The 25,790-nt window shown below is 38.2% G+C and carries 20 protein-coding genes; 16 read left to right on the forward strand and 4 right to left on the reverse strand.

Going from position 1 to position 25,790, the window contains the following annotated elements:
• The first annotated feature begins 279 nt into the window (after positions 1–279).
• The 10 genes from F6K06_RS03845 to psbM all read left to right on the forward strand — a co-directional run bounded on the left by F6K06_RS03845 (position 280) and on the right by psbM (position 16,457).
• A complete protein-coding gene (locus F6K06_RS03845; protein WP_287239218.1) occupies positions 280–2,484 on the forward strand; it encodes a PhoX family phosphatase in 2,205 nt (734 codons plus the stop codon).
• Positions 2,485–4,205: 1,721 nt separating this feature from the next.
• Positions 4,206–5,939, forward strand: coding sequence for an iron uptake porin (locus F6K06_RS03850; protein ID WP_287239216.1), 1,734 nt, complete (start codon positions 4,206–4,208; stop codon positions 5,937–5,939).
• Positions 5,940–6,894: 955 nt separating this feature from the next.
• Complete coding sequence (lgt, locus tag F6K06_RS03855) at positions 6,895–7,779, forward strand: prolipoprotein diacylglyceryl transferase (RefSeq protein ID WP_124142989.1); 885 nt, start codon at positions 6,895–6,897, stop codon at positions 7,777–7,779.
• A gap of 700 nt (positions 7,780–8,479) precedes the next feature.
• Positions 8,480–9,277 carry a precorrin-4 C(11)-methyltransferase gene (gene cobM / locus F6K06_RS03860; RefSeq protein WP_287239214.1) on the forward strand — a complete coding sequence of 266 codons (798 nt, stop codon included), beginning with the start codon at positions 8,480–8,482 and terminating at the stop codon, positions 9,275–9,277.
• Between the two features lie 447 nt (positions 9,278–9,724).
• Entirely contained in the window at positions 9,725–9,982 is a 258-nt protein-coding gene (locus tag F6K06_RS03865) for a hypothetical protein (RefSeq protein ID WP_287239212.1), read from the forward strand.
• The gene (locus tag F6K06_RS03870) at positions 9,927–10,295 is read left to right on the forward strand and encodes a hypothetical protein (protein WP_287239210.1); all 369 of its coding nucleotides are present in this window, start codon (positions 9,927–9,929) and stop codon (positions 10,293–10,295) included. The genes F6K06_RS03865 and F6K06_RS03870 overlap by 56 nt, the downstream gene beginning before the upstream one ends.
• 206 nt (positions 10,296–10,501) lie before the next feature.
• Entirely contained in the window at positions 10,502–11,845 is a 1,344-nt protein-coding gene (locus F6K06_RS03875; protein ID WP_124142992.1) for a TIGR03279 family radical SAM protein, read from the forward strand.
• A gap of 86 nt (positions 11,846–11,931) precedes the next feature.
• The gene (locus F6K06_RS03880; RefSeq protein WP_287239207.1) at positions 11,932–15,396 is read left to right on the forward strand and encodes a TolC family protein; all 3,465 of its coding nucleotides are present in this window, start codon (positions 11,932–11,934) and stop codon (positions 15,394–15,396) included.
• 596 nt (positions 15,397–15,992) lie between these two features.
• The gene (locus F6K06_RS03885) at positions 15,993–16,298 is read left to right on the forward strand and encodes a 2Fe-2S iron-sulfur cluster-binding protein (RefSeq protein ID WP_287239205.1); all 306 of its coding nucleotides are present in this window, start codon (positions 15,993–15,995) and stop codon (positions 16,296–16,298) included.
• Positions 16,299–16,352: 54 nt separating this feature from the next.
• Positions 16,353–16,457, forward strand: a complete 105-nt coding sequence (gene psbM, locus F6K06_RS03890) for a photosystem II reaction center protein PsbM (protein ID WP_124147322.1) — start codon at positions 16,353–16,355, stop codon at positions 16,455–16,457.
• 72 nt (positions 16,458–16,529) lie between these two features.
• Here psbM and F6K06_RS03895 read toward each other — a convergent pair whose 3' ends face one another.
• A complete protein-coding gene (locus F6K06_RS03895; RefSeq protein WP_287239203.1) occupies positions 16,530–17,384 on the reverse strand; it encodes a universal stress protein in 855 nt (284 codons plus the stop codon).
• Positions 17,385–17,488: 104 nt separating this feature from the next.
• Here F6K06_RS03895 and F6K06_RS03900 point away from each other — a divergent pair, with 104 nt between their 5' ends.
• From F6K06_RS03900 to F6K06_RS03920, 5 genes are all read left to right on the forward strand, one after another.
• Entirely contained in the window at positions 17,489–17,971 is a 483-nt protein-coding gene (locus F6K06_RS03900) for a thioesterase family protein (RefSeq protein ID WP_124147324.1), read from the forward strand.
• A 304-nt stretch (positions 17,972–18,275) separates the two neighbouring features.
• Entirely contained in the window at positions 18,276–18,431 is a 156-nt protein-coding gene (locus tag F6K06_RS03905) for a hypothetical protein (protein WP_161564717.1), read from the forward strand.
• A 209-nt stretch (positions 18,432–18,640) separates the two neighbouring features.
• The gene (locus tag F6K06_RS03910; protein WP_124147325.1) at positions 18,641–19,024 is read left to right on the forward strand and encodes a glycosyltransferase; all 384 of its coding nucleotides are present in this window, start codon (positions 18,641–18,643) and stop codon (positions 19,022–19,024) included.
• A 416-nt stretch (positions 19,025–19,440) separates the two neighbouring features.
• Positions 19,441–19,665 carry a glycosyltransferase family 4 protein gene (locus F6K06_RS03915; protein ID WP_124154645.1) on the forward strand — a complete coding sequence of 75 codons (225 nt, stop codon included), beginning with the start codon at positions 19,441–19,443 and terminating at the stop codon, positions 19,663–19,665.
• Between the two features lie 78 nt (positions 19,666–19,743).
• The gene (locus tag F6K06_RS03920) at positions 19,744–19,947 is read left to right on the forward strand and encodes a glycosyltransferase (RefSeq protein WP_275670351.1); all 204 of its coding nucleotides are present in this window, start codon (positions 19,744–19,746) and stop codon (positions 19,945–19,947) included.
• Between the two features lie 240 nt (positions 19,948–20,187).
• Here the strand turns inward: F6K06_RS03920 and F6K06_RS03925 are convergent, their stop codons facing one another.
• The 3 genes from F6K06_RS03925 to F6K06_RS03935 form a co-directional block, all read right to left on the reverse strand.
• Positions 20,188–20,424, reverse strand: coding sequence for a hypothetical protein (locus F6K06_RS03925; RefSeq protein ID WP_124144665.1), 237 nt, complete (start codon positions 20,422–20,424; stop codon positions 20,188–20,190).
• 378 nt (positions 20,425–20,802) lie between these two features.
• On the reverse strand, positions 20,803–22,704 hold the full coding sequence (locus tag F6K06_RS03930) for an efflux RND transporter periplasmic adaptor subunit (protein ID WP_124144664.1): 1,902 nt from the start codon (positions 22,702–22,704) through the stop codon (positions 20,803–20,805).
• A 30-nt stretch (positions 22,705–22,734) separates the two neighbouring features.
• Positions 22,735–23,319: a PadR family transcriptional regulator gene (locus F6K06_RS03935; RefSeq protein ID WP_124144663.1), complete on the reverse strand. Its 585-nt coding sequence runs from the start codon at positions 23,317–23,319 to the stop codon at positions 22,735–22,737.
• Between the two features lie 455 nt (positions 23,320–23,774).
• On the opposite strand from F6K06_RS03935, the gene ftsH reads away from it, so the two are divergent.
• Positions 23,775–25,766: an ATP-dependent zinc metalloprotease FtsH gene (gene ftsH, locus F6K06_RS03940; protein WP_124144662.1), complete on the forward strand. Its 1,992-nt coding sequence runs from the start codon at positions 23,775–23,777 to the stop codon at positions 25,764–25,766.
• Positions 25,767–25,790 lie beyond the last annotated feature (24 nt).

Below are 25,790 nucleotides of genomic sequence, written 5' to 3' on the forward strand. Positions count from 1 at the left end.
TCCAGCAAGTAAAACATTGTTTTTTAGAAAAAGCCCAAAATGACTATTGCGACATACGCAATAAAAGAACAGAAGCCTTGATATACATATACTTGAAAAATGAAATTCAACCGCCTTAAACCTAAGTCCCCAAACAAAGTTACAGATAATATCCATTTAATGCTGTTGAAAAAAAATCTACTACAAAAAAGAAAAGAGTACATACTATGCCTAATTATCCCTTTCCAAAAAGTATCAATCGACGCTATATTAAAAAACGTCAAACTTATTACTTTTTCTATGAACCTTAAACGTAGAGAATTCCTTATATTTCTAGGAGCTACCGCAGGAACAATAACCCTTAGTTCCTGTCAAAAACAATCATCTACTCCAACAATTGAAAAATCTCCAATTAGTGGAACTTCTACCAAGAATATTAATTTCCAACCAGTTAAAGGTCCAATGCCTTTAACAACAAATAATCAAGAATTCAAAATAGAAAATTATACTAATTACGAAGTAGTAGATGATTTAATAATTCCAGAAGGTTTTACTTATGATGTTATTGGGTCATGGGGCGACAAAATAGGTGATTCACGTTTTGGCTACAATAACGACTATATTTCCTACATTGAAACAGGTGAAAATGAAGGATTATTAACCATAAACTTTGAATATATTAGTCCTTTGCCTTGGGTAACAACTTATCAAGCAGTTATTGGTAAATCTTTGCCTTTTACAGAATTAGCAACAGCATTTAGACAGGTAGGAGAATCAGGAATTAATTCTTCAGAATTACTTGAAAATTCCCTGAAACAAAATATTATTGCAACAGCTAAAGAAGCAATGATTGATATGGGAATAGGTGTAATTTCCATACGTCGCGAACCTGATGGAAAATGGGTAAGAACAAATTCAAAAATTGACCGCAGAATAACAGGTATTTCAGGATTAGAAGACGGGCGTTATTTAAAATCAACAGGACCAGCAGTAGCAGTTTTTAATAAAAAAGGCAAAGGTTATAATGATAAATTAGGCGATCGCATTATAGGTAGTTTTGCTAACTGTGCAGGCGGCACTACACCTTGGGGAACAGTATTTAGTGCCGAAGAAAATTTTCAAAATTATGTAGTAGAAGCAGTATATCCTGATGGTACTTCTGTTGACCCGACCAGAGAAAAATCCCTCTTTATTGGTGAAAGAGGAGTCGCTGGTCTGGGAAGTGTATTTGGTTTAGCTGGTAATAAGTATGGTTGGATGGTAGAAGTAGACCCAGCTAACCCTGACGACTATGGTACAAAACATACTTGGTTAGGTCGTTATCGCCACGAAGCAGTAGGTATTAGGGTAGAAACTGATAAACCATTAGCATTTTATTCCGGATGCGATCGCCGTAGCGGCCATCTATATAAATTTGTGAGTAAAGGTACAGTGAAAGACCCCACTGATAAAGCTAACTCTCAACTTTTGACAGAGGGGATGTTGTATGGCGCTAAATTTAATCCTGATGGTACAGGTAGTTGGATTCCTCTGCAATCTGATACTCCTGTGAATCCAGATTTACCACAAGTCCATGTTAACAATATGATTAATCTACCCCAAAGACCTGATGGTGGTAGCTTCAAAGCGATAACTGCTCAAGAAGTAGAAAGGTTCAAACAGAAATATAAAACTCTGGGGGACTTGTATGAAGGTAATGCGGACGAGAAACAAGGAGCTATTCTCATTGATGCTCATCTAGCTGCTAATGCTGCTGGCGTTACTTGTACAGCACGTCCCGAAGATACTCAGGTAGATAAAAATGGTAACTTATTTATTGCCTTTACCTCCGGGTCTCCCAGTAAATCTGATGGTAGTCCAGACAAACGTATATTTAAAGGCCAGGATGATGAAGCTTACGAATTTGGTTGGATTATGCGTTTGACTGAGGATGATAATCAACCAGATGCTATGACATTTAGTTGGGAAATGTTTGCTACTGGGGGCGAACCTATGGAGGGTGGACTAGGATTTTCTAATCCTGACAATTTAGAATTTGATCAACAGGGTAATCTGTGGATGGTGACAGATATTAGTACCAGTAAGCATAACAAAACAGTGCCAATGAATCGAATGGGTAAGGATGGCAAACCTATAGACCAACCTACTCTTTGTGGTTTATTTGGTAATAATTCTATCTGGTATCTTCCCACTTCTGGTCCTAATGCTGGAGAAGCTTATTTATTTGGAATAGCGCCAACAGAAAGTGAAACTTGTGGGCCTTTCTTTACCAAAGACCAGAAAACGTTGTTTTTAGCTATTCAACATCCAGGAGAATATAACGGCATTCGCCAGAATATGGCTTCAGAAACTCGTCAGTTGGCAATGAAAACTACTGATGGTTCAGATTTAGTCCAGACTCGTACCGTGCCTATGGGGTCTAACTGGCCAACTAAACAAGTTAACGATCCTCCGAAACCTTCAGTTGTAGCTATTCGTCGATTAGATTCAACATCGATTACTTAAATAGGGTTTGCTGAATAAGTCTTTTGGTATGAGGTAGGAGTCAACCCACCCCTCGCCCCTCCCCCTCCCAGGAGGGGAAGTCAGGAGGAATGGAGAATTTAGAGGAGGTAGTCGGATATTTTATATCATGTCCGGTTGAATAATTAGACTTTGCTGGAAGGAAGGCAGCTATGCTGGAGGCAGGAGGCAGAAGGTTTTATCCTATTGTCACCTTAATTTTATACACGCTCCGATGCTACCGGACATGATATTATCCCTTGATTTTTCTGCAATTATTCTGCCTTTTATCCTAACTTTTTGGTCGCTCAAGCTTAAAAAAGTTGCACTTTTTTCGCTGTAAAAAAGCTAAATCCTTTACCTGTCAATGCTTTTAGATTTAATCAGTAAGCCCTAAATAGAAATTGAGAAACTGAAAAATGATAAGTGGTGAGCAGGGGGTCGTTAGATCGAATGATTTTCTAATTTTAGATCCCACATTCCGCACGTCAATTTGTAGTATTAAAAGTAGTATATGAATCCGTAGCTTGGCAGGTATTTATACTATGCAAATCATCTCAATTACTTTTTTCGTTGATCATGCTTCCGAGTAAAAAATTTACGCATAAATACTTGCTATACATGATTACTCAATCACGGCAGCTATGATTTTCTTCTAAAATTCTGTCTCCAGCTCTCCTGACTCCTGACTCCTGATTCGATACTACATTTTGTGGTGCGGAATGTGGGTTAGATTATTATATTGATTTCAGATTTTACTATCAGTTTGTCTTACTATCTATTCCCTGCTTAGTTTTCGGCTTGTTTTCCTGAAAAAAATACTCTGAAAATTAGGTTGCAAATTACCAAATTAGGTGTAAAATTTGCCACGAGACCGTAATTTTTACAAATCAAACAAAAATCTAATTTCTAAGGTGGCATTCTCAGCTCATCCCTTGTAAACAAATTGTATATATAGACAAAATAACTAAACTGTGATAGAGAGAAAGGAATAATGGTTGAGCTTTTTGTAAATAAATCCTCACGTCTTCCTCAAAGGCTGGAAATTAGCTTACAGTATCGCTTAATCAGTAAACCAATCTCTAACATTGTCAAACGACTTTTGCAGTTGGCCATTTAAAACTTAAGATCAAAAAAAAATATTAAGACTTATTCAAATGTTTTTTTGTAAAACAAAAACAAATAAATATAACGCCCTAGTCTTGATATATCAAAACAAAAGTAGAGATGCGGTCGGATTGGCCGTGGACTCCTGTGGATGAGTAACCGCCGACGGCCTCAGTTGTTTGCGTAGCATTCCGTAGGAAAGCAGGAAGTGAAGATTAAAATGTCGCTATATGACGTTTTATATCATTTTTATGGAGCAGTTAGGTGGAAATAAAAAGTTTCAATGTCCTCAGTGTGGTTATAGCCCACATAGAGACTGAAACAGCGCTCGTAACATGATATTGCGAGGTTTGCAGCTCATTTGCCATCATTATATCCATTGACCGTGATTTGAACCCAAGTATAAAGAGGGAGAAATGCGGTTAGCTTAACCGTTTCGGCTATCGCCGACATGAAAATGCCTGTGGACGGAGTGCTGCCGACAGTTCCGGTAGAAGCAGGAAGTAAACATCAGATGGTCACTTAATGTGACGCTTTGTATCAGTTTTATCAAGCAGATGTCAGTATAAAGTTAGGTATTCCTGGCTCAGTCCAAATTGGTGTGAGGATTAGTAAATATGACAAGACTTATCTGGAAAACTCTAAAACACAGTCCTAGTGTTTTTAGCGCAGCATTATTAATGGCAGGTTCGGCGATCGCTGCTGAAGCTCCTCCACAGACTTTAGGAAGTGGCGAAAACTCTGTAAATCAGAACTTAGCCCAAAGTACGATAGAAAACGCATCTTCCTTTGAAATAGCTCAAATAGATATTCGCTCAATGCCCATGGATGACCCTTCATTGGCACCAGTGGCAGTATCAGACTTGGAAGATGGAGATTCACTCGATCAGGTAACATCTGTAACTCAGTTATCAGATGTACAACCTACAGACTGGGCATTCCAAGCACTACAATCCTTGGTAGAGCGTTATGGTTGTATCGCAGGTTATCCTGATGGGACTTATAAGGGAAATCGAGCGATGACCCGTTTTGAGTTTGCAGCAGGTTTGAATTCTTGTTTAGACCGAATTACAGAATTAATCGCAGCGGCAACTTCTGACCTAGTAACCAGAGAAGATTTAGCAGTTTTACAAAGACTACAAGAGGAATTTGCAGCAGAATTAGCTGCTTTGCGAGGACGAGTAGATGCTCTAGAAGCTAGAACCGCAGAACTAGAAAATAATCAGTTCTCCACTACTACCAAACTTAACGGAGAGGTTTTGTTTTGGTTGAGCGATACCTGGGGAGAAAGAGCTGGAGGCCGTGGTGTATCACAGTCAGACAATGACAAAACTCAGACAACCTTTGGTTATCGGGTTCGTTTGAACTTTGATACCAGTTTCACAGGAGAAGACCGTTTAAGAACTCGTCTACAAGCTAATAACATTCCTAACTATAGCGGTGGAGATTTGACCAATAGTTTAATGACTCGTTTAGCTACAGATAGCAGTCCGGATGATACCATTTCCATTGACAAGTTGGCCTATCGTTTTCCTGTACTGAATGGTAAAGGTGAAGTAGAGATAGCCGCTAACGGTTATGGTCTTGATGACTTTATCGGAACTATCACACCTCTAGAAAGTAGTGGTGCTGGTGCTGTTTCTAGATTTGGACGATTCAACCCTATTTATTATCGTGCTCCTTCTGATGCTGGTGTCAAATTTGCCTACTCCTTCAGTGATGCAATTCAGGTAACTGTGGGTTATGCTGCACCAGATCCTGAAGATCCTCGAGAAGGTAGAGGTGCTTTTAATGGTGGATTTAGTGGATTTGGCCAGTTTACGATTGAGCCAAACGATAAAATAGCTTTTCAACTGGGTTATGTGCGTACCTATCATCCGAAAGACGATGTGAACTTGACCGGAAGTACAGGTAGTTTTCTGGCCAGAGACCCTTTTGAGGGTACACCAACTACCGCAGATACTGTTAACTTTGAGGCTCAATGGAGAGTTACTGATGGCTTTCAAATAGGTGGCTGGGGTGGTGCTTCATTTGCCCGTCCTGAAGATGATGATGATACTGATGATATCACTATTATTACTGGTGCTTTGACTTTAGCTTTCCCAGACCTACTGAAAGAAGGAAGTCTAGGAGGTATTATTGTTGGTGTACCACCAATTGTTACCGATGGTGGTGATAATGATGATTTGAAGGATGATGATACTTCTATACATATTGAAGCTTTTTATCGCTTCCAAATGAACGACAATATCGCTATTACTCCCGGTGTATTTGTGATTACAAATCCTAACCACATTGAGGATAATGACACTCTTTGGGTCGGTACATTAAGAACTCAATTCAGATTCTAAAACTTTGAATTAACAACAAGAAATATATTAGTTAATCAGATTCCATTATTTCGACAACTTTGGCAATTTAGTAAATGATAGAACAACCCATTAGCTAGTCAGTTTCTGGAATAGTTTTATACCCCTTAGCTAGCCTTTAGAAGTGCTGATGATCAAGCTGAGGGGTTTACTTTTTTAATATCAATGTATAGCAGAAGGAAGAAGAAAGAAGGAAAAATCTTGCGTTGTCTTAGCTTGACAGCGGTTTTCATTTGGGTAGACTACACCACGCATAGGGAGTAGGCAGTAGGCAGCTTTGCTGTAGGGGTAAAGAATTGATAATTTCTTTGGGATATAGATATTGATTTTTGATTCTTGGAGATGTCTATTAGCTGAAGGTAAAATTGAAAAACTGATGTTTTGCGCCCAAAGTTAATCTCAAAATCATTACCACTCAGCAACGCCAAAAATCTTGGGATATTCCGGCATTTTATGTCTGCATTAGAATGGAAGTAGAAAGTGCGATAACTGTATAATATCAAATCCGGTTAAACAGCCATAGAATGGTTAAGTTAGGAGTCCTCAGGAGTCAACCCACCCCTCGCCCCTCCCCCTCCCAGGAGGAGAAGACAGGAGTCAGGAGGAGAAAGAATTACAAAGATGATGGTAGTTATGACGATTGAAGATTTTTTTGATGTCCAATTAAACGGATTTGATATAACCAGATTTCATATCAGCAGTCAGCATTGAAAGGGAAAAACTATTTATATCATGTCCGGATAATTAGTGATGAAACAATTTTCTCCTTTTGCTCCTTCTTCTTCCCTGCTGACTCCTCTCTCGTTATTTATAACTATTCAACCGGACATAATATTACTTAACTATATGCTGTGCGATCGCTATATTTATCAAAATTTCTAACTTTTGACTTTTAGCTATTAAGGTATTCTTATAAGTGATTTTTCTATGTAAATTTATGATAACAGAGATTCCCATATTGCCTTTAGGCTTTCAATTTACTTCTCCTGGTCCAATTATTTTTGAATTGGGGCCTTTGGCAGTCCGTTGGTATGGACTTTTAATTGCCACAGCAGTATTAATCGGAGTTACTCTTTCCCAATATTTGGCTAGACGCCGTCATGTTAACCCTGAGTTATTAGGTGATCTAGTGGTTTGGTTGGTATTAGCTGCAATTCCTGGAGCAAGGTTGTACTATGTTCTGTTTGAGTGGGAACAGTACCAACAAAATCCTATAGATATGATTGCAATTTGGAAAGGAGGTATTGCAATTCATGGAGCAATTATTGGTGGAGCGATCGCTGCTTTAATTTTTGCCAGAATTAATAAAATCTCTTTTTGGCAATTGGCAGATTTAGTGGCTCCTTCTGTAATTTTGGGACAAGCTATCGGTCGGTGGGGTAATTTTTTCAATTCTGAGGCTTTTGGTAGTCCCACTGATTTACCTTGGAAGTTATATATCCCTCCAGAACGTCGTCCATCGGAATTAGTAAATTTTGATTATTTTCATCCCACTTTCTTATATGAGTCTCTATGGAATTTGATGGTATTTGGACTATTACTATTCCTATTTTTTAGAGATTTGCGGGGTAGATATCGACTTAAAGTAGGGACTTTATTTCTTGTTTATATGGCAGCTTATAGTAGTGGACGAATTTGGATTGAGGGATTACGGACTGATAGTTTGATGTTAGGGCCACTGCGAATTGCCCAATTTGTGAGTTTAGCTGGAATTTTGTTGGGGTTAGCAGGTTTGGCTTGGCTATATTTGTTGAAGCGACCTTTACCTGATATATGGCCTTCAGAGAATAAGTATAGGGAGGAACAGACACAGAAAGAGTGAAATGCTAGTAATGAGTAAGGCAGAAGGCAGAAGGCAGAAGGCAGAAGGGGAAGGCAGAAGGCAGAAGTAAGAAGGAAAAATTGCATGGCGATAGTCTTTGACATCCTACTTCGTTTCTTATTGCCCCAAACAATTTTCACCACCCCTGTTGACGGTGCAGGGCTAATTCTTTGTCATCAGAGAATATTTACAACTCTATATTTTTGGTTAACTAATTCTAGCAAGATTTAGGAAATTTCAAAGAATGAGGACTTACGCACGGACACTAAATCAAGTGAGGACGCTATTTGGAGCTTTGCGGAGCGCAAATGCCATTCACCCCTACATATGGCGTGTCAAAGGTTAATTTGCATAAGTCCTGAGGATACAATTTTTCTAAGCGTGACAATAAATTGACCCTGCGTTGACGGTGAGGTATTATACCAGTTTGATAAATGTTTGCGACGAATCTCTTTTACCTGTTCCCTGTTCCCTGTTCCCTGTTCCCTGTTCCCTGTTCCCTGTTCCCTATAACTAGAGTTTGTAACATTATTTTTTCACGCTTGGTATTAAACTCGCAAAAGAAAAGATAAAAAAAGCTCTAGACAGTAAGTCCAGAGCTATACCAGGGTCCATCTACCATTCCTTTTCTCTGAATATAGGTACTAACATCAGGAAAAATCACAGAATACTGAAGAAAATTTTTTGACTAATATAATAAATGAATAATACAGAAAGTCTTGAACCAGCAGTCTACATTGTAGGGGCAGGTCCAGGAGACCCCGAGCTATTAACGGTGAAAGCTTATAATCTCTTGGCGAAAGCAGATGTAATTCTATATGCAGATTCTTTAGTACCTAAGCAAATGTTACGAGTTGTACGTCCTGATGCTGAGGTTATTGGAACGGCAAATAAAACTCTAGAAGATATTCTGCCTTTAATGATAGACCGAGTGAAAAAAGGTTGTTCTGTAGTGCGTCTCCATTCTGGAGATCCAAGTTTGTATGGGGCGGTTTATGAGCAAATGCAGCTTTTGGCAGAGGCAGAAATTGATTTTGAAATTGTGCCGGGAATTAGCGCATTTCAGGATGCAGCAGCTAAGTTAAAAGTGGAGTTGACTGTACCTGGGTTGGTGCAGACAATCATATTAACTAGGATTAGTGGAAAAGCTACAGGAGTTCCTTCTAGTGAAGAGTTGGGTAGTTTGGCTGCTCACGGAGCGAGTTTATGTTTGTATTTGAGCGCTCGTCATGTTTGGGAAGCACAACAAAAGTTGATAGAACATTACTCGCCTCAAATACCTATTGGAATATGCTATCGTTTGGGATGGCCTGATGAACAGATTTGGGTTGTACCTTTAGAGAAAATGGCAGTTGTTACTGAGGAGAAACAATTAGTCAGAACAACGCTCTATGTGATTAGTCCGGCGTTGGAGAAAGTGGAAAAAGTAGGGCGTTCTGGTCTTTATAGTCCTCAACATACTCATCTATTTCGAGGAAGTAGGGGAGTGGGGGAGTAGGGGAGTAGGGGAGTAGGGGAGTGGGGAGAAATTAAAAAATATATATCTTCACAGGTTAGCGAGCAAGACAACCCAAAAATAATTATAACGGGAGCAAGATGCTCCCACTGGTTATACCATTACAATGCACCACTACCAATTAGACTTGTCGCTTTATAACTATAAAAAACTGGTAAACCCTTATCATGTAAGGATTTTAGCAATTTCCATTCAAAAATTCTGGAATTATTACTGTGTCTTAATTTGAGCGATTTTTTCCATCTATTTAGCGACAACTCTATTAATTTTTATAGCAATGTGCACTTGCATATTTGCAAATTACAGGAATTGTCCAATAGCTAAAATCTTATATTATAGGCAATTTATTCCCCCAAATGAGCTGTTGCCAGATGAGCTGTTGCCTGCGCGCAGCGCTATATATCTTACTTATTAGGTATTTAAGAAAAAATGTCTTACAGCGATTTTACATTAGAAAAAATTAAACAAACTTTTGAAATTAATATAAGAGAAGAACAAAACTATTTTGCAAATATATCGCCATTACAACCAAGTAAATTATTAACAGAAATACTGAACTATAACGTAGCGATCGCCCTGGCAAGTAATAGTGAAAAAGCTCGTTTCCTGACGGAATGCTCCGCAAACGGAAATGATAATTGCGCCAATATTAATAGATATCAAAAGACAAAATCAAGAACAAATTAATATATTTTCAGGCATAGATTTTACAGTCGAACCAGAAACAGGATTAAGCGGAAGTTGTGACTTTTTAATCACGAAATCTGCGGAAATGTTAATCATAACAGCTCCAATAATCGTGATTGTTGAAGCGAAAAAGGAAAACCTGAATTTAGGGTCAGCACTCAGCAGTAAACGTTTAGAAGGGGATTTAAACCCAAGTAGGGGCGTTAACGATAGTTATGCGCCAGCAAATGGCCATTCGCCCCTAAAAGCTGTTAACGCAGTTCCTCTGCAAGAGGCTAGTTGTTTGCGGAGCATTCCGGTACAGAAATGGTAAAAGCTAATGCCTAAAACTCGTTCATCATCCGTAATATAGAATCCGGTTATACAGTATATGTTGATAATTTCTTAAATTACTTCAAGCCTTTAATCTCCCCCACTCCCCCACTCCCCTACTCCCAACTATACAATAACTATTCAACCGGATTCTATATAAGTCCTGTTCCTTATTTCTTTTTTCCCTCTTCCTTGTTCCTTGGTAACATGAGTAAAACTTCTATCAAACCTGCCTTAATAACTAAAATTATCCCCGACTCCATCGCTGCCGAAATAGGTTTTGAACCTGGAGATGCGATCGCCTCTATCAACGGACAACAACCACGAGATTTGATCGACTATCAATATATTTGTGCTGACGAATATCTAGAAATAGAGGTCATCGATGCTAAAGGCAAAACTCACCACATTGAAATCGAAAAAGACTACGATGAAGACTTGGGTTTAGAATTTTCTACCGCTCTGTTCGATGGTTTAATTCAATGTAATAACCGTTGTCCGTTTTGCTTCATTGACCAACAACCACCAGGTAAACGAGAAACTCTCTATTTAAAAGATGATGACTATCGTCTCAGTTTCCTCTACGGTTCATACCTGACTTTAACTAACCTTCCACAACGGGAGTGGGAGAGAATAGAACAAATGCGACTCTCACCACTTTATGTTTCTGTCCATGCTACTGAACCAGAATTGCGATCACGCCTGCTGAAAAATTCCAGAGCAGGTAAAATACTCGAACAAATTCAGTGGTTTCAACAACGGCGACTGCAAATACACGCTCAAGTTGTAGTTTGTCCGGGAATTAATGATGGTATTCATCTGGAACGCACATTATTAGATTTAGCAAAATTTCATACTGGGGAAATTCCGGCAGTAGCATCTGTGGCAGTTGTACCAGTGGGTTTAACTCGCTTTCGCCCTAGTTCAGATGAACTAATACCCGTCACTACTGAAAAAGCGGAGGAAGTCATAGACCAAGTCCAAGAAATTCAAGCTAAACTGAGACAGACATCTGGGACTAATTGCATCTGGTTAGCTGACGAATGGTTTTTGATTGGCCGTCGAGACCTGCCCCCTGCTTCAGAATATGAAGATTATCCTCAAATTGGCAATGGAGTTGGTTCAATTCGCCAGTTTATATCACAATTTGAAGCTGCTGTCAAAGAAATTTTAGCCAATAACATTTGCTTAAGCACCAAAAGAAAGCTAACCTGGGTAGTAGGAAATGCAGTAGAAAAAGCATTTGCAGCGATCGCCGAGCGACTCAATCAAATTGAAGGACTGGAAGTAAATATGGTGGCCTTATCAAGCAACTATTGGGGACAAAGTATTAGTGTCACTGGATTATTAACAGGCCAAGATTTGCTAGATGGTTTACAAGGACGAGACTTAGGGGAAGGAATTATTTTACCCTCAGTCATGCTCAAACCAGGAGATAATCTATTTTTGGATGATATGACCCTAGAAGAATTAGCAGAGCGGCTGAAGAAACCTATTTGGCCAGTGGCAGGAGTAGAAGAACTAATTTTGACTGCTATGGGCGATCGCTAATTGAATTTTCAACTTTTGACTTTGGCAAAGCAGTTGACTCGTTAGTTTAAAATATCAGTTGGACTTGGAGACGAATAAAAAAATCCATGAGTGTTTTTCGTAATGTATTGGTAGTAGGAGCGATCGGAGTAGTTATTTCAAATGCGGGACAGGGGTCTACTGCCCCACCACCTATGCACTCCCAAAGTAATACTCCTAAAGATTCTATTTTAGACCCACAAGAGGTCAAAGAAAAATCTATTGAGGTAACAGAAACTCAAGAAGTCAAGTCAGATACTGATTCTTTAGAGGATATTACTCAATCAAGACCTCAAGGCAGTTTATTAGAAAAGTTAAATTCAAATTCTGATGCTCCTTCATTAGGTACAAAAGCACCATCAACAAGACACTCAAAAGTCAATATTAATAAACAATTACCTAAGTCAAAACCTAATCAAGAGATTATTTCATCTTTAAAAAAATTTGAACATATATATGAAAATACAGGTAGTTTATTGACCGAATTAAAATCCCATAGAAAGGGAGAAAATGTTTCGTCCTCAGTATTACCATTTAAACAAAATATTAATCGTAGTTTTGCAGCTAACAAGAATCAAAAATTTAATGTAGAATCAAAAAATTTGGTTGAATTAGAGAAATCAAATTCTCGTTTATTAGATTTATTACAGTCAAATTCAGATAATTATGAGGTAGAAACGGAAATTAATCCGGGTAACGAAACAGAATTTCAACAATCAATTACTCTCGCTGGTAAAGGGGCTAAAAAATTTGATGTAGAATCGAAAAATTTGGTTGAGTTAGAGAAATCAAATTCTAGTTTATTAGATTTATTACAGTCAAATTCAGATAATTATCACAGAGAAGCAGATGTTAGTCCTGGTAAAGGAACAGAATTTCAACAGTCAATTACTCTCGCTGGTAAAGGGGCTGAAAAATTTAATGTAGAATCAAAAAAATTGGTTGAATTAGAGAAATCAAATTCTCGTTTATTAGATTTATTACAGTCAAATTCAGATAATTATCACAGAGAAGCAGATGTTAGTCCTGGTAAAGGAACAGAATTTCAACAGTCAATTATTCTCGCTGGTAAAGGGGCTGAAAAATTTAATGTAGAATCGAAAAATTTGGTTGAGTTAGAGAAATCAAATTCTAGTTTATTAGATTTATTACAGTCAAATTCAGATAATTATCACAGAGAAGCAGATGTTAGTCCTGGTAAAGGAACAGAATTTGAACAGTCAATTATTCTGGCTGGTAAAGGTACTGAGAAAGTTGATGTAAATTCAGAAAATGTGGCTGAATTAGAGAAGTCAAATTCTAGTTTATTAGATTTATTAGAGTCAAATTCAGATGATTCTGAGGTAAAAACGGAAATTAATCTGGGTAACGAAACAGAATTTCAACAGTCAATTACTCTCGCTGGTAAAGGGGCTGAAAAATTTGATGTAGAATCAAAAAATTTGGTTGAGTTAGAGAAATCAAATTCTCGTTTATTAGATTTATTAGAGTCAAATTCAGATGATTCTGAGGTAAAAACGGAAATTAATCTGGGTAAAGGAACAGAATTTCAACAGTCAATTACTCTCGCTGGTAAAGGGGCTGAAAAAGTTGATGTAGAATCAAAAAATTTGGTTGAGTTAGAGAAATCAAATTCTCGTTTATTAGATTTATTACAGTCAAAACCAAAAGCAGAAAATCCTAAAATTGAAACAGCAAAATTTCAGACAAATTTACAACCGAATCAAGAAAACGAAACAAATAACCCCAAAACAACATCAGAAAGAAATTCAATTCTAGGAAATTCTTACCGAGTAATGACAAGCATCAATCGAGCACCGATAATGGAAACAGTCAATGACTTAGCACAGACTGAAACCCAAGCATTAGGCTTAACTAATCCCCTAAGATTGCCCGGTAGAAATAATCGAAATTCAGCCACAACAATTCATAATCCACCTACTTTTGGGAATACTTCAACACAGAAAAAATCAGCCCAGATAACCACAGGTCTCAATCAAACTCCAAACAACAATACTGTTCCTAATTTAGCCAGAGTAGAAAATCAAAAACCTTCATCAAGAGATACTGGCTTTATCATTGTTCAACAAACAACAGAAAGTTTTCCTCCACCAGTACCAGATGGAACCTTGCAAACAAATCCTCCCCCTCAAATTCAACCAAAATCTTCTAACCCATTAAACTTTCCAATTACCCCCGATGAAGTACAGATAGAAGAAACCATACCAATTACTTTAGAACAAGCCATTGATTTAGCCAGACGCAATAATCCAGAAATAGAAATTGCTCAATTAGAAGTAGAAAGAAGTAGAGCAAGTATGCGAGAGGCTCAAGCCGCTTTGTGGCCTAGTCTAACTTTTGAATCAGCCCTACAACGTACAGAAAGTGCCTCTGGAGATTTACAGGCAAAAGCTCAACAACGACTTGCAGAAAGTAGAGGTACAGAGTTTATAGACACAGATATTCAAAATTTCCCAGTCACAACTTTTGAAAATACATTTCGATTTGACTATGACCTTGGCCTTGGTAAAGCTCGTTCTGCTAGAATTGGAATTGCTAGAGAACAAATGCACCTCCGAGAACTAGAGTTAGAAAGAGTTTCAGAACAATTACGCTTTGATGTATCTGATGAATACTACGATCTACAAGAATCAGATGGACGAGTCAGAATTGGGGAAGCTGCTGTGGCTAACGCTAGAAAAAGTTTAGAGGATGCAGAAGCTTTAGAAAGAGCTGGAGTTGGAACTAGGTTTGATGTACTGCAAGCTCAAGTAACATTGTCAAACGAACAACAAAATCTGACAAATGCATTTCGAGACCAGCGTACTGCTCAACGTCGCTTAGTGGAAAGATTGAATATAAGTCAGTTAATCAATTTAACGGCTGCTGACCCAATTGAGCCAGCAGGGTCTTGGCCTCTATCTTTAGATGAAACAATTGTGTCTGCTTTTCAAAACCGAGCTGAGTTAGAACAGCAGTTGGTACAAAGAGACTTAAGCGATGAGCAACGAAAATTAGCTCTCTCAGCCATCAGGCCAAGCTTAAATTTCTTTGCCACTTACAATGTGTTGGCGTTAACTACTGATAACTTAAGTCCTTTTGCAGCCAGGGGTTGGGCTGATGGAACTACAGTAGGATTCAACTTTAGATGGAATTTCTTTGATGGTGGTGCAGCTAGGGCGGCGGCTAGACAGAGTATTCTAGATCAAGATATTGCAGAAAATCGGTTTGAGCAAGTTAGAAATCAGGTTCGTCGTGAAGTTGAACAAGCCTTTTTTGGTTTGGAAGCCAGTTTTGAGAATATTTCTACAGCAGAATTAGGCGTGGAACAGGCCAAAGAGGCTTTACGTTTGGCGCGATTAAGATTTCAAGCAGGTGTGGGAACTCAGTTGGAGGTTATTAATGCTGAGACAGACTTGACCAGAGCTGAGAATAATTTGCTAACTGCAATTATTGACTATAATCGTTCTTTGTCAGAGCTGCAGCGAGCTGTTAGTAATCTTCCAGGTGGAGATTTGTCAGATACTCCTTAAGGAGTCAGTCCTCAGTCCTCAGTCCTTAGTCCTCAGGAGAAGAAAGGAAAAGAGCAGGAAAGAGTTGAGTAGGAAGGAGTTGTTGCTGCCTTATTTTCTAATTCTTAAATTTTGATCGCTAGATTATCCAAAGATGATATTACGCTTCTCATAGATTCTGGTAGGGAACGTCAAGAACGTAGAGGATAGGAGAATTAAAGCTAATTATTTAGTGAAAAAAGAATGAATAAACCTATGGAATGTCCCTACAAGGGCAAGGGTTGCTCAAATAGCCTTAGTATAATTTCTGAAGGTTACGCAAAGCAAAGTTGCTCTGATTCTTCTCTAATATAAAATCCGGTTATACAGTTATCGCACTTTCTACTTCCATTCAATGCAGACATAAAATTCCGGAATATCCCCAGAATAATTCCAACTCTCATCCTTATCTTCCTACTGACTCCTGACTCCTCTCGTCATACAATAACTAATTATCTGGATACTATATAATAAGCTTTTTTTCTTTCTGTCTTCTTCCACCAGAACAAGTTAAACTTCTCAACATTAGTTAACATTTTTTTAGAATTACCAATCTCAATATAAGTTAATAATTCATAATGGCCAACATCAAATTTGAACAAGAAAACCAGGAAATAATTGCTGCTGATGGAGCAAATTTAAGAATCAAGGCTCTAGAAAACCGCATTGACCTCTACACCTTTACAGGAAAAATGATGAATTGCGGAGGCTATGGACAATGTGGTACCTGTATTGTAGAGGTTGTTGAAGGTCTGGAAAATCTTTCACCCCGTACTCCAGTGGAAGAAAAAAAGTTGAAGAAGAAACCCCCTTCTTATAGATTAGCTTGTCAAACCATGGTTAACGGTCCTGTAACTATTAAAACAAAACCAAAGCGCAAATAGCAAATAATGGTATTCTTAACCTTGTGGTTTTTTTCAATTCAAGGTGGGTTAATCATGGCAGTTAATGATTTAGGCTTTGTGGCAACCATTTTGTTCATATTTGTGCCAGCCGTTTTCTTAATCATTTTATATATTCAAACTGGCAACAACGAAAGCTAAAAATTTAGCAGTTTACACACTCAGAGTAGGAGCATAATTTGAAAAATTGTCCTCCTACTTTGCCGTTTTTGTCTAACTAGCACTCTGGCGAGCTAACAATACAGGACAATTGGCATAAACTCGCACATAATCCGATAGAGAATTTCCTAATAGTTTATCAAGGTCCACAAGATTCTTAGCACTGGATGGACGGCGGTCTGGTGAGCCCAATATCAATAGGTCTACATTCAAATCCTGGGAAATTTTACAAATTTCTGGACCAGGTTTACCACTGGCAGCAACACAGCGATATTGAATACCCATTTTTTTTGCTTCTGCTGCAGCTTCAGCTACAACAGGGTCTTTTTCTGCATCGGCAGTATAATCTTGCATTGATTTTCCACTGGGATCTTTCTTAACATGACTCAAAATTAATTGTCCCCCAGGAATTTGATTCACTAAGGAAATAGCCAACTGTAGAGAACTTTTTCCTCCTTCTGATGAATTTAGAGCTACCATCACCCGCCTGATTTTTTTAACGTAGATATCGTCTTTCACAAGTAGCATTGGACGGGAAGTTAACTGGAAAACATATTGACTAACAGAATTTTCCAAAATAGCTTGCAGTTTGCCTAAGCCCCGGGAACCCATAATAATTAGTTCAGATTCTTCTTCATCAGCTACTTGACAAACAATATCCTTGGGGTCTCCTTGTTTAAGTCGGGGATTAACTTTTTTTGGATCTATTTTTAAAGATTGAACAGCCTCTGCCAGGATTTTTCCACCTTCTTCTAACTTAGCAGACATACCTTCTGCACTAGGTTGAGGGGGGACAACGTGCAAGACAGTCACAGATGCTACTTGGAAGTAAGGGATGTCCATCAACATATTGAGCATCTGCTCACATAGTCCCCGACCAGCAACAGCTAACAAAATTTTGTTTATCATTTTTTAATTGAGTGAATCAGCAAATAATAACGTTTAAAAATAGCATAAATCTCCTGTACCCATGATAACTTTGAGAAATGTAGCGTTTTAGCAAATTTTGTAAAGTGGCCTCATCAGAACAATCTCAATCTCAGTTACCCACAAGTGCGATTGAAAATCAATCTACTCAGAAATCAGATGCTTGGTTTGAATATATAGTCCGAGTTCATCCTCATCACACTGATTATGCTGGTGTTGTTTGGCATGGGACTTATATTTCCTGGATGGAGGAGGCACGAATAGAAAGTTTGCGTTCTATTGGTATTGAGTATGCTGAGTTGGTTAACCTTGGTTGCGATTTACCAGTGGTAGAACTTTCAGTACGTTATCACAAAGCGGTCAAGTTTGGGATGGTAGTTGCAGTCAGGACTCGCATGACAAATACTCAAGGAGTCAAACTAGACTGGGATTACCAAATTCAATCTTTGGATGGTAAAGAATTATATGTTACAGCCAGAGTAACATTAGTAACTGTTGACCGAGAAAAAGGCAAAATCATGCGCCGTTTACCTCCAAAAGTAGAAGCAGCTTTAACCAAGCTTTATTGATAGTTGAGATTTATTTTTTATGTTATTAAGGAGGTAATAGACTGATAAAGTCTGTAATTACCTCCCAGTTCAGCTAATTCGGGAGATATTATCCATAGTTATCAGGAAAAAATTATCCCTGTTTTGAAAGAAAATGAAAGTTGACCAAACTCGATTAAAAATAGCTACAGAAAAAGCAAGGGAAAAATGTTGGAATTTGCGGAAAAAATTAAAGAGAAAGCAGCATCTACTGAAGCTATAGGTTAGCAAACTAAAAACAATTAAATTTTTAGTTGCTCAAAAAAATTACTTATAACAATTAATTATGGTCTCAATCACACAAACACTTGAAAATTGGATGCTCCCTCACAGGTTATGGAAGATAGGCGCTCCACTTCCTACCCCACTCCTAGAAAGTGCGACAACAGTTATTAATGACAAACTTTATATTTTTGGTGGTTTTACATTTAGATATAAATAAGCAAGATTTAATTTGAAAAAAAATTTACTAACTACAAATATATTTATTCTTTGCTGAAACTGAAAGAATTGTTTGCCAATGTTGATAATTTTACAGGACATAAAAAAGTCTAATATCGCTCTTTTTTGCCAAAGCAACTAATGAAACCAATAGTAATTATCTATCGCGACCAATTAATTCCCTAATCAGAAACTTTTATCCCCGCACAAGTGGAGAATTTTTCATCCTATCAAGGATTCTACGTTGGCTCATCTGGCTTTTTCACTGCCAAATCAATGATTCCCCAGGATAGAGCGATTATTCTGGGTTACTTAGCCTCTCCTCCTGGTCTCTGGAAAACAGCCTACAAATTAACTGGTTTTATCCATCCTCGCTGGCTGAAATCTTTGCAAGATTTATCGCCTCAGTTAATTCACGCTCATTTTGGTCTGGATGGGGTTTTAGCACTGCCACTAGCAAAAAAGTTAAACATACCCCTCATTGTAACTTTTCATGGTTATTATGCTACCACAGAAATAACCCTAAATCAATCTCAAAGTTTTTATGCACAGACCTGGGATTTTGTCAAAAATCGCGGTCAATTTTTTCGATAATTATATTTTAGGAATCGCGATCGCCTATTTCAAGAAGCGGACTATTTTATTGCTGTTTCTGAATTGATCCGCTCTCAACTAATTGAAAAAGGATGTCTGTCAGAGAAAATTAAAGTTAATTATATCGGTATAGATGTAGATATATTTACACCGAATCCAGAAGTAAAACTAGAACCGATTGTTTGATTTGTCGGACGGTTAATAGAAAAAAAGGCGTTGCTTAAATGTAATGATAATTAGACATCTACTCCACCCATAGGGAGTAGGCAGCTTTGCTGTAGGCAGTAGGGAACCCACCCCTCGCCCCTCCCCCTCCCAGGAGGGGAAAGAATTGATAATTTCTTTGGGATATCGATATTGATTTTTGATTCTTGGAGATGTCTATTAGCTGAAGGTAAAATTGAAAAACTGATGTTTTGCGCCCAAAGTTAATCTCAAAATCATTACCACTCAGCAACGCCAGGGAAGAAGGACGTGAATATTTAATTCAGGCGATCGCTCAAGTACAAAAAACTATTCCTAATATAAAATTAGTAGTTATTGGCGATGGAATTTTACGTTCATCTTTAGAAAGTTTAGCTGGAAGTTTGTTATCTAATTACTGTTTTCTTGGAGTTAAACCACCTGAAGTTGTCAAATAATTGATGAATAAAGCTTTTTTATTGGGAGCGCCAAGCGTTACTACTGCTACAGGAGAATCCGAGTGATTACCGATAGTTATTCTAGAAGCACAAGCAATGGGATTACCTGTTGTTAGTTCGATTCATGCAGGTATTCCAGAAGCAATAATTGATGGAGAAACGGGTTTTTTAGCACAAGAAAAAGATGGGGAGAGTCTAGCTAAATATATTTTGAATTTGTTTGAAAATGTGGAACTAAGAGAACAATTTTCTACCCTGGTTCGTAGACGGATAGAAACATAATTTAACCTCAAATTAAATGCTGCAAAATCAGAAAAAATATATCATAATGTAATTAAAATTAATTAGACATCTGCGAAAAATAATAGACTTTTTGTAGCAGTATACAACAGGCAATAGGAAATAAAATTTCTGAAAAAAGGTACAAAAAATGCTATACATCTGCAATTTTATCAGATGTCTATTGAAGTATAAAATTTATAATTTTTCTGTAGATTATACCAATTTAAAAAAAGAATGTTACTAATAGTAAGAGGAATAAAAATACAAATGCAGGATATGCACTTTAACAAAGCGGTGCGACCCCGCGACGACGCCAGTCGCACCTGGTAGCGCACCAAGAGAAAAGAATGATTTACGACCTAAAAAATGGTATTTAAACCATTCATTCTGACTCGGTCCTCCTGACTTCCCCTCCTGGGAGGGGGAGGGGCGAGGGGTGGGTTGACTCCTAAGAAATATCCTAGCTATTTGTAGCAAAAATTTATCAATTTGGTATTAAAGCTGGAATTGAAGATGAGAGCCAGGGGATTTTAACATCATTTTCCCTCTTCAAAGGAGCTACGCTTACAGTAAAAAACTTATAATTATAATGAGGCTCGTAGTTTTGCTCTATCCATAATATCAAGTCTCATTAATTAGACATAATAAAAATGATATTTTCTCAATTATTTTGAGAATCTATCAAATTGCCCCCTACTCTCTACTACCTAATAAATGTTATTTGTGGGTATTTAAAGAGACATGATATAAGACAAGTATTTAAAGGGATAGAGCAAAACTACAAAAAAAATTTTATGATAACTAATTATCCGCTGACATAGCTCCCCGAGAGAGGGCAAATGATATAAGTTTCAACTATCTCTTATTCTTTCCTTTATCTGAATTTAAAAGCTTCACAGCAGAGCCATCCTTCAACTTTTGCACCCCTGAAACAATCAACTTGTCACCAGATTGTAAACCAGACACCACCTCAGTCACATCACCCTTAACCAAACCTAACTCTATTATCTGGCGTTTTGCTTTCTGCTCCTCACCCGCTCCTTCCAACAAATACACAAACCTTTCTTCTCCTTGAAAACCTACCGCTGTCATTGGTACTACCACAGTTTGACGTCTATCCCAAATCACATTTACCCGCACAAACTGACCATCTCTTAACTTTCCAGCACTATTATCCACATCTGCTTTAACTAAAATAGTTTGAGAGTCACTACTAACAGTAGGAGAAATAAAACTAACTTTCCCCATTCCCACAGGTTTCTCTTCTGAATTCTTAATCTCCACAGGTAAACCCAATTTTAAATCCCCTCGTCGCTCCAAAGGAATTGGTAAATTTATTTCTAATACTTGATTTGCCGTCACAGTAGTAATAGTGTCATTATCAGTAACAAAATCTCCCATTTTCACAATCATATTTCCCACAATTCCAGCAAAGGGTGCTACAACTACCGTATCCCGTAACTCCGCTTCTAAACTCTCTACCTCTGCTTGTGCTGCTGCCACATCTGCATTCGCCTGAGCAATTTCTTCAGGACGAGTACCGTTTTGTAACTCCTCTAAATTACTACGAGCTTCTGCAACCTCCGCCTCTGCTCTAGCAATTTCTTCAGGACGAGTGCCGTTTTGTAACTCCTCTAAATTACTACGAGCTTCAGCCACCTCCGCTTGTGCTCTGGCAATTTCTTCGGGACGAGTGCCATTTTCTAACCTTCTCAATACTTGGCGTTGTTGTTCCACTGCTGCTTCTAATGTCTCAATTGTAGATTCTCTATTTCTTTGCAACTGGGTCACTCGTCTTTTTGCTTCCTCTACTCTTGCTTTAGCTGCCTTCTCTTGTTTAAAAATTTCCTGAAAAGTTAATTCAGCGATCGCTCCTTCTGCTCTCAAATTTTGATTTCGCTTTACTTGTTCGCTAGCTAACTCTAATTCTGCTTGTTGTAATTCTATTTGCGCCTTAGCTTGAGCAATTTCTTCTAACAGACTACCTGACTTGGCATTGGCCAGTCGTGCTTCTGCCTCTTGTAGTTGTGCTTTTGCCTGAGCAATTTCTTCATCACGAGTACCTGCTTGCAGTTCTGCTAAACTTGCTTGAGATTGATTAAGACGCGCTCTAGATGCGGCAATTTGTTCTGGTCTTGCTCCAGTTTTGAGTTCTGCTAAACGTGCTTGAGATTGGTTAAGACGCGCTCTAGATGCGGCAATTTGTTCTGGCCTTGCTCCGGTTTTGAGTTCTGCTAAACGTGCTTGAGTTCGCCGGAGGTTTGCTTTAGTTCTCCTTAAGTTGGCTTCCACATTATCACTTTTGAGTTTAGCGATCGCCTGCCCTTTGGATATAAAGGTTCCTTCCTGGGCTAAAATTTCTACTACTCTACCATCTATTTCTGGTCTAACTTCGACTGAGCGTTTTGCTTCGAGTTTCCCGACAAATTCTGAGATTTCTTGGAGGGAGGTAGTTTCTATTGGTATGGCTTTAACTAGGGTACTTCGTCGTCTACCTGGAGCTACTGTTGATGGTTTGTTAGCTGTTTCGCTACTTTGAGACTGCCACCATTGTCCTCCTAAAAATCCTACTCCGAGGGTGGCAATAATTACTGTTGCCCAAAGTACACCAGAAAAATTCTTTTTCTCAGGTTGAAACCATTCCAGAGTAGTTTTTGTCTGGTCTTCATATATTTCTATTTTGGTATTCTCCTGGATATTTTCTGGTGGTTTAGTTTTGTCTTTAATTGCTGAGTTTGATGAATTGAAATTTGACATTTATTTAACCTTTATTTTTTGTGATTTTGACTAAATTTCTGCAGTTAATATAGAGTTAAAATTCTGTTTTTTTGCTTGATTAGAATCAAAATTTATCAGTTCTAATTCTTTGACTAATTCTTCTCTGAGCCATTGCGTTTCTGAATTAAGCATTGATTTTGCTCGATTCCAAGCCGAAAATTGATAGGGGTCTCGTTGTATATTTTCAGATTGTTGACTATCTAAATATTCTTGACGTAGTTGACAAACTATTAAACGATGTTCGATCAGTTTTACTCGTTCTATGGGTTCTAAATCACTGAAAAAGAAAAATTTAATCAGAAATCTAGAGCGACCTTTTACCCAACTTTCTTTGAGATTTTCTAGCATTTTTTCACGCCAGCGATCGCGCCCTTTTTCTGTTATTTGATAGATTTTACGACTACACCCGGCTTTCCCTGGTTCTTCTGTAACTACGAAAATATAACCCCGCTCTTCTAATCGTTTCAGCAACGGATATATAGCACCATAGTTGATGCTAATACAGCTACTCATAAATAACTCTAGCTGTTGCTTTAAACGATAGCCGTGCAGAGGCTTCTTTTGCAGTAAACCGAGGGCAGATAACTCAAGCATTTATATCAGTCTGATATATTTGTTTATTTTTTAATTATATTTCAATTTATTTCATCTGACGAAATAAAAATTAAAAAATCTTCAACTTATATTCTATAGCCCTGGGAGTTGGGTTGGGGGGTAAGTTTGGATAAGTTCAGTAGAACGGAAACTTACTTGTTTTATTTATCAAAATAATTGGGTCGCGCAACCCCGCCTGGAAATGGCGATCGGAATGCTACAACCTTTACCTGTCAATGCTTTCATATTTAATCAGCAAGCCCTAATTACCAAAAATGTAATTTTGCTTGTTTTAATTACTTAATAATTGAAGTGCTACTTAAGTTCAGCATTAATGCATGGTAATTGGTATCAGATATGAATCAAACTACCACTACTGCAAAGATAATGAAATACGCTATTGATATAGATATGTACCCTTAATCTAGATAAAAGGCCACGACTCAAGAATACTAATGAAAAATTTCTGGAAACAAATAAAAACAGATGGGCCGAATAAAATTAACAACTATCACCCATCACCGTGGAATCCTAAAGCTAATACCCAAAATACCAAAACTATTATTTTTCAAAAATATAAAAAACTTATATGGAGAATTTTGGTGACTGGGATAATTGCTCAAGGTGCCTTACTAGGAACTCCAGCTTTTGCTAATAAAAGTAATACTCAAAACTCTCTGAGCTACACTCAGCTACTCGAGAAAATTAAAGCTGGTGAAGTTACAGAAATAGATGCTTATCCCTCTCAAGGAATTGCTAAAGTTAGCCTGAAAGGGCAAAAAAGTAATGAACCTATGTATACCGTCAATGTATTTGAGTATAACCCAGAACTACTGGATCGAGTTCGCGCTCAAAAAATTGACTTTGAACTGAAGCGCTCTCCCGACAATAGCGCTGCTATGGGTATTATTTTCAATATCCTCATCGTCTTTGTAGTTATCATTGTGCTGCTAAGTATCCTGCGTCGTTCTAGTCAGTCACAGGGAAATGCTTTAAACTTTGGCAAGTCCAGAGCACGTTTTCAGATGGAGGCCAAAACAGGAGTATTATTTGATGATGTGGCAGGTATCGAAGAAGCAAAAGAAGAACTTCAAGAAGTAGTCAGTTTCCTCAAAAAGCCAGAAAAATTTACAGCTATTGGGGCAAAAATTCCTAAAGGAGTACTTTTGGTAGGACCTCCGGGAACAGGTAAAACTCTATTAGCAAAGGCGATCGCTGGAGAAGCAGGAGTTCCATTTTTTAGTATCTCTGGCTCAGAATTTGTGGAAATGTTCGTGGGTGTGGGAGCTTCTCGCGTCAGGGACTTATTTCGTAAAGCCAAAGAAAATGCTCCTTGCATCATATTTATAGATGAAATAGATGCGGTGGGTAGACAACGAGGAGCTGGTATTGGTGGAGGTAACGATGAACGGGAACAAACCCTAAACCAGTTACTGACAGAGATGGATGGGTTTGAAGGCAATACAGGCATCATTATTATCGCTGCAACTAACCGTCCTGATGTCCTGGATGCTGCATTATTACGTCCTGGTCGGTTTGATAGACAAGTAACTGTAGACTTGCCTGCTTATAATGGACGCTTGGGAATTTTGGAAGTCCATGCTCGGAATAAAAAACTAACTCCAGAGATTTCCTTGGAGGCGATCGCTCGACGGACACCAGGTTTTTCAGGAGCAGACTTAGCCAATATGCTGAACGAAGCAGCTATTCTGACTGCTAGAAGACGTAAGGAAGCAATTACACCTTCGGAAGTTGATGATGCTATTGACCGAGTGACCATCGGTTTGAGTTTAACTCCATTATTGGATAGTAAGAAAAAACGGTTAATTGCTTACCATGAAGTCGGACACGCTTTGTTAATGACTGTACTCAAAAATTCTGACCCTTTAAATAAGGTGAGTATTATTCCTCGTTCTGGAGGAGTGGGTGGTTTTGCTCAACCAATTATGGATGAAGGAATGGTTGACAGTGGGTTATATACCCGTTCTTGGTTAATAGACAGAATTACAATTTCTTTAGGTGGGCGTGCTGCAGAGGAGGAGATTTTTGGCCCTGCGGAGGTAACGGTGGGAGCTGCTAACGATATTAGGAGTGTGGCTAATTTAACCCGTGAAATGGTAACTCGTTATGGAATGTCGGATTTAGGGCCAATTGCTCTAGAGAATCCTAGTGAGGAAGTCTTTTTGGGTCGAGGTTGGCAGTCACAGTCAGAATATTCTGAGGAAGTAGCTACTAAAATTGACCATCAAGTTCGAGCAATAGCTGTTCATTGTCATGAGGAAGCTCGCCGAATCATTAGAGAAAATCGTGTGGTGATGGACAGGTTGGTAGACCTTTTAATAGAAAAGGAAACTATTGAGGGTGAAGAGTTCCGGAGAATTGTTTCGGAATACACAACATTACCTGAGAAACAGAAACTTTCTATTGGTTTAGAAAAGAAAAGTTGAAGTTTAATCTATAGCAGGGAATAG

It is taken from the genome of Okeania sp. SIO1H4 (assembly GCF_010672695.1).
GTDB classification, from domain to species: Bacteria; Cyanobacteriota; Cyanobacteriia; order Cyanobacteriales; family Microcoleaceae; genus Okeania; species Okeania hirsuta.

Excerpts from the sequence above, each read along its gene's own strand:
- F6K06_RS03845 (WP_287239218.1), top strand. The coding sequence starts at position 280 with ATGAACCTTAAACGTAGAGAATTCCTTATATTTCTAGGAGCTACCGCA.
- F6K06_RS03850 (WP_287239216.1), top strand. The coding sequence starts at position 4,206 with ATGACAAGACTTATCTGGAAAACTCTAAAACACAGTCCTAGTGTTTTT.
- lgt (WP_124142989.1), top strand. The coding sequence starts at position 6,895 with ATGATAACAGAGATTCCCATATTGCCTTTAGGCTTTCAATTTACTTCT.
- cobM (WP_287239214.1), top strand. The coding sequence starts at position 8,480 with ATGAATAATACAGAAAGTCTTGAACCAGCAGTCTACATTGTAGGGGCA.
- F6K06_RS03865 (WP_287239212.1), top strand. The coding sequence starts at position 9,725 with ATGTCTTACAGCGATTTTACATTAGAAAAAATTAAACAAACTTTTGAA.
- F6K06_RS03870 (WP_287239210.1), top strand. The coding sequence starts at position 9,927 with ATGATAATTGCGCCAATATTAATAGATATCAAAAGACAAAATCAAGAA.
- F6K06_RS03875 (WP_124142992.1), top strand. The coding sequence starts at position 10,502 with ATGAGTAAAACTTCTATCAAACCTGCCTTAATAACTAAAATTATCCCC.
- F6K06_RS03880 (WP_287239207.1), top strand. The coding sequence starts at position 11,932 with ATGAGTGTTTTTCGTAATGTATTGGTAGTAGGAGCGATCGGAGTAGTT.
- F6K06_RS03885 (WP_287239205.1), top strand. The coding sequence starts at position 15,993 with ATGGCCAACATCAAATTTGAACAAGAAAACCAGGAAATAATTGCTGCT.
- psbM (WP_124147322.1), top strand. The coding sequence starts at position 16,353 with ATGGCAGTTAATGATTTAGGCTTTGTGGCAACCATTTTGTTCATATTT.
- F6K06_RS03895 (WP_287239203.1), bottom strand. The coding sequence starts at position 17,384 with ATGATAAACAAAATTTTGTTAGCTGTTGCTGGTCGGGGACTATGTGAG.
- F6K06_RS03905 (WP_161564717.1), top strand. The coding sequence starts at position 18,276 with ATGGTCTCAATCACACAAACACTTGAAAATTGGATGCTCCCTCACAGG.
- F6K06_RS03930 (WP_124144664.1), bottom strand. The coding sequence starts at position 22,704 with ATGTCAAATTTCAATTCATCAAACTCAGCAATTAAAGACAAAACTAAA.
- F6K06_RS03935 (WP_124144663.1), bottom strand. The coding sequence starts at position 23,319 with ATGCTTGAGTTATCTGCCCTCGGTTTACTGCAAAAGAAGCCTCTGCAC.
- ftsH (WP_124144662.1), top strand. The coding sequence starts at position 23,775 with ATGAAAAATTTCTGGAAACAAATAAAAACAGATGGGCCGAATAAAATT.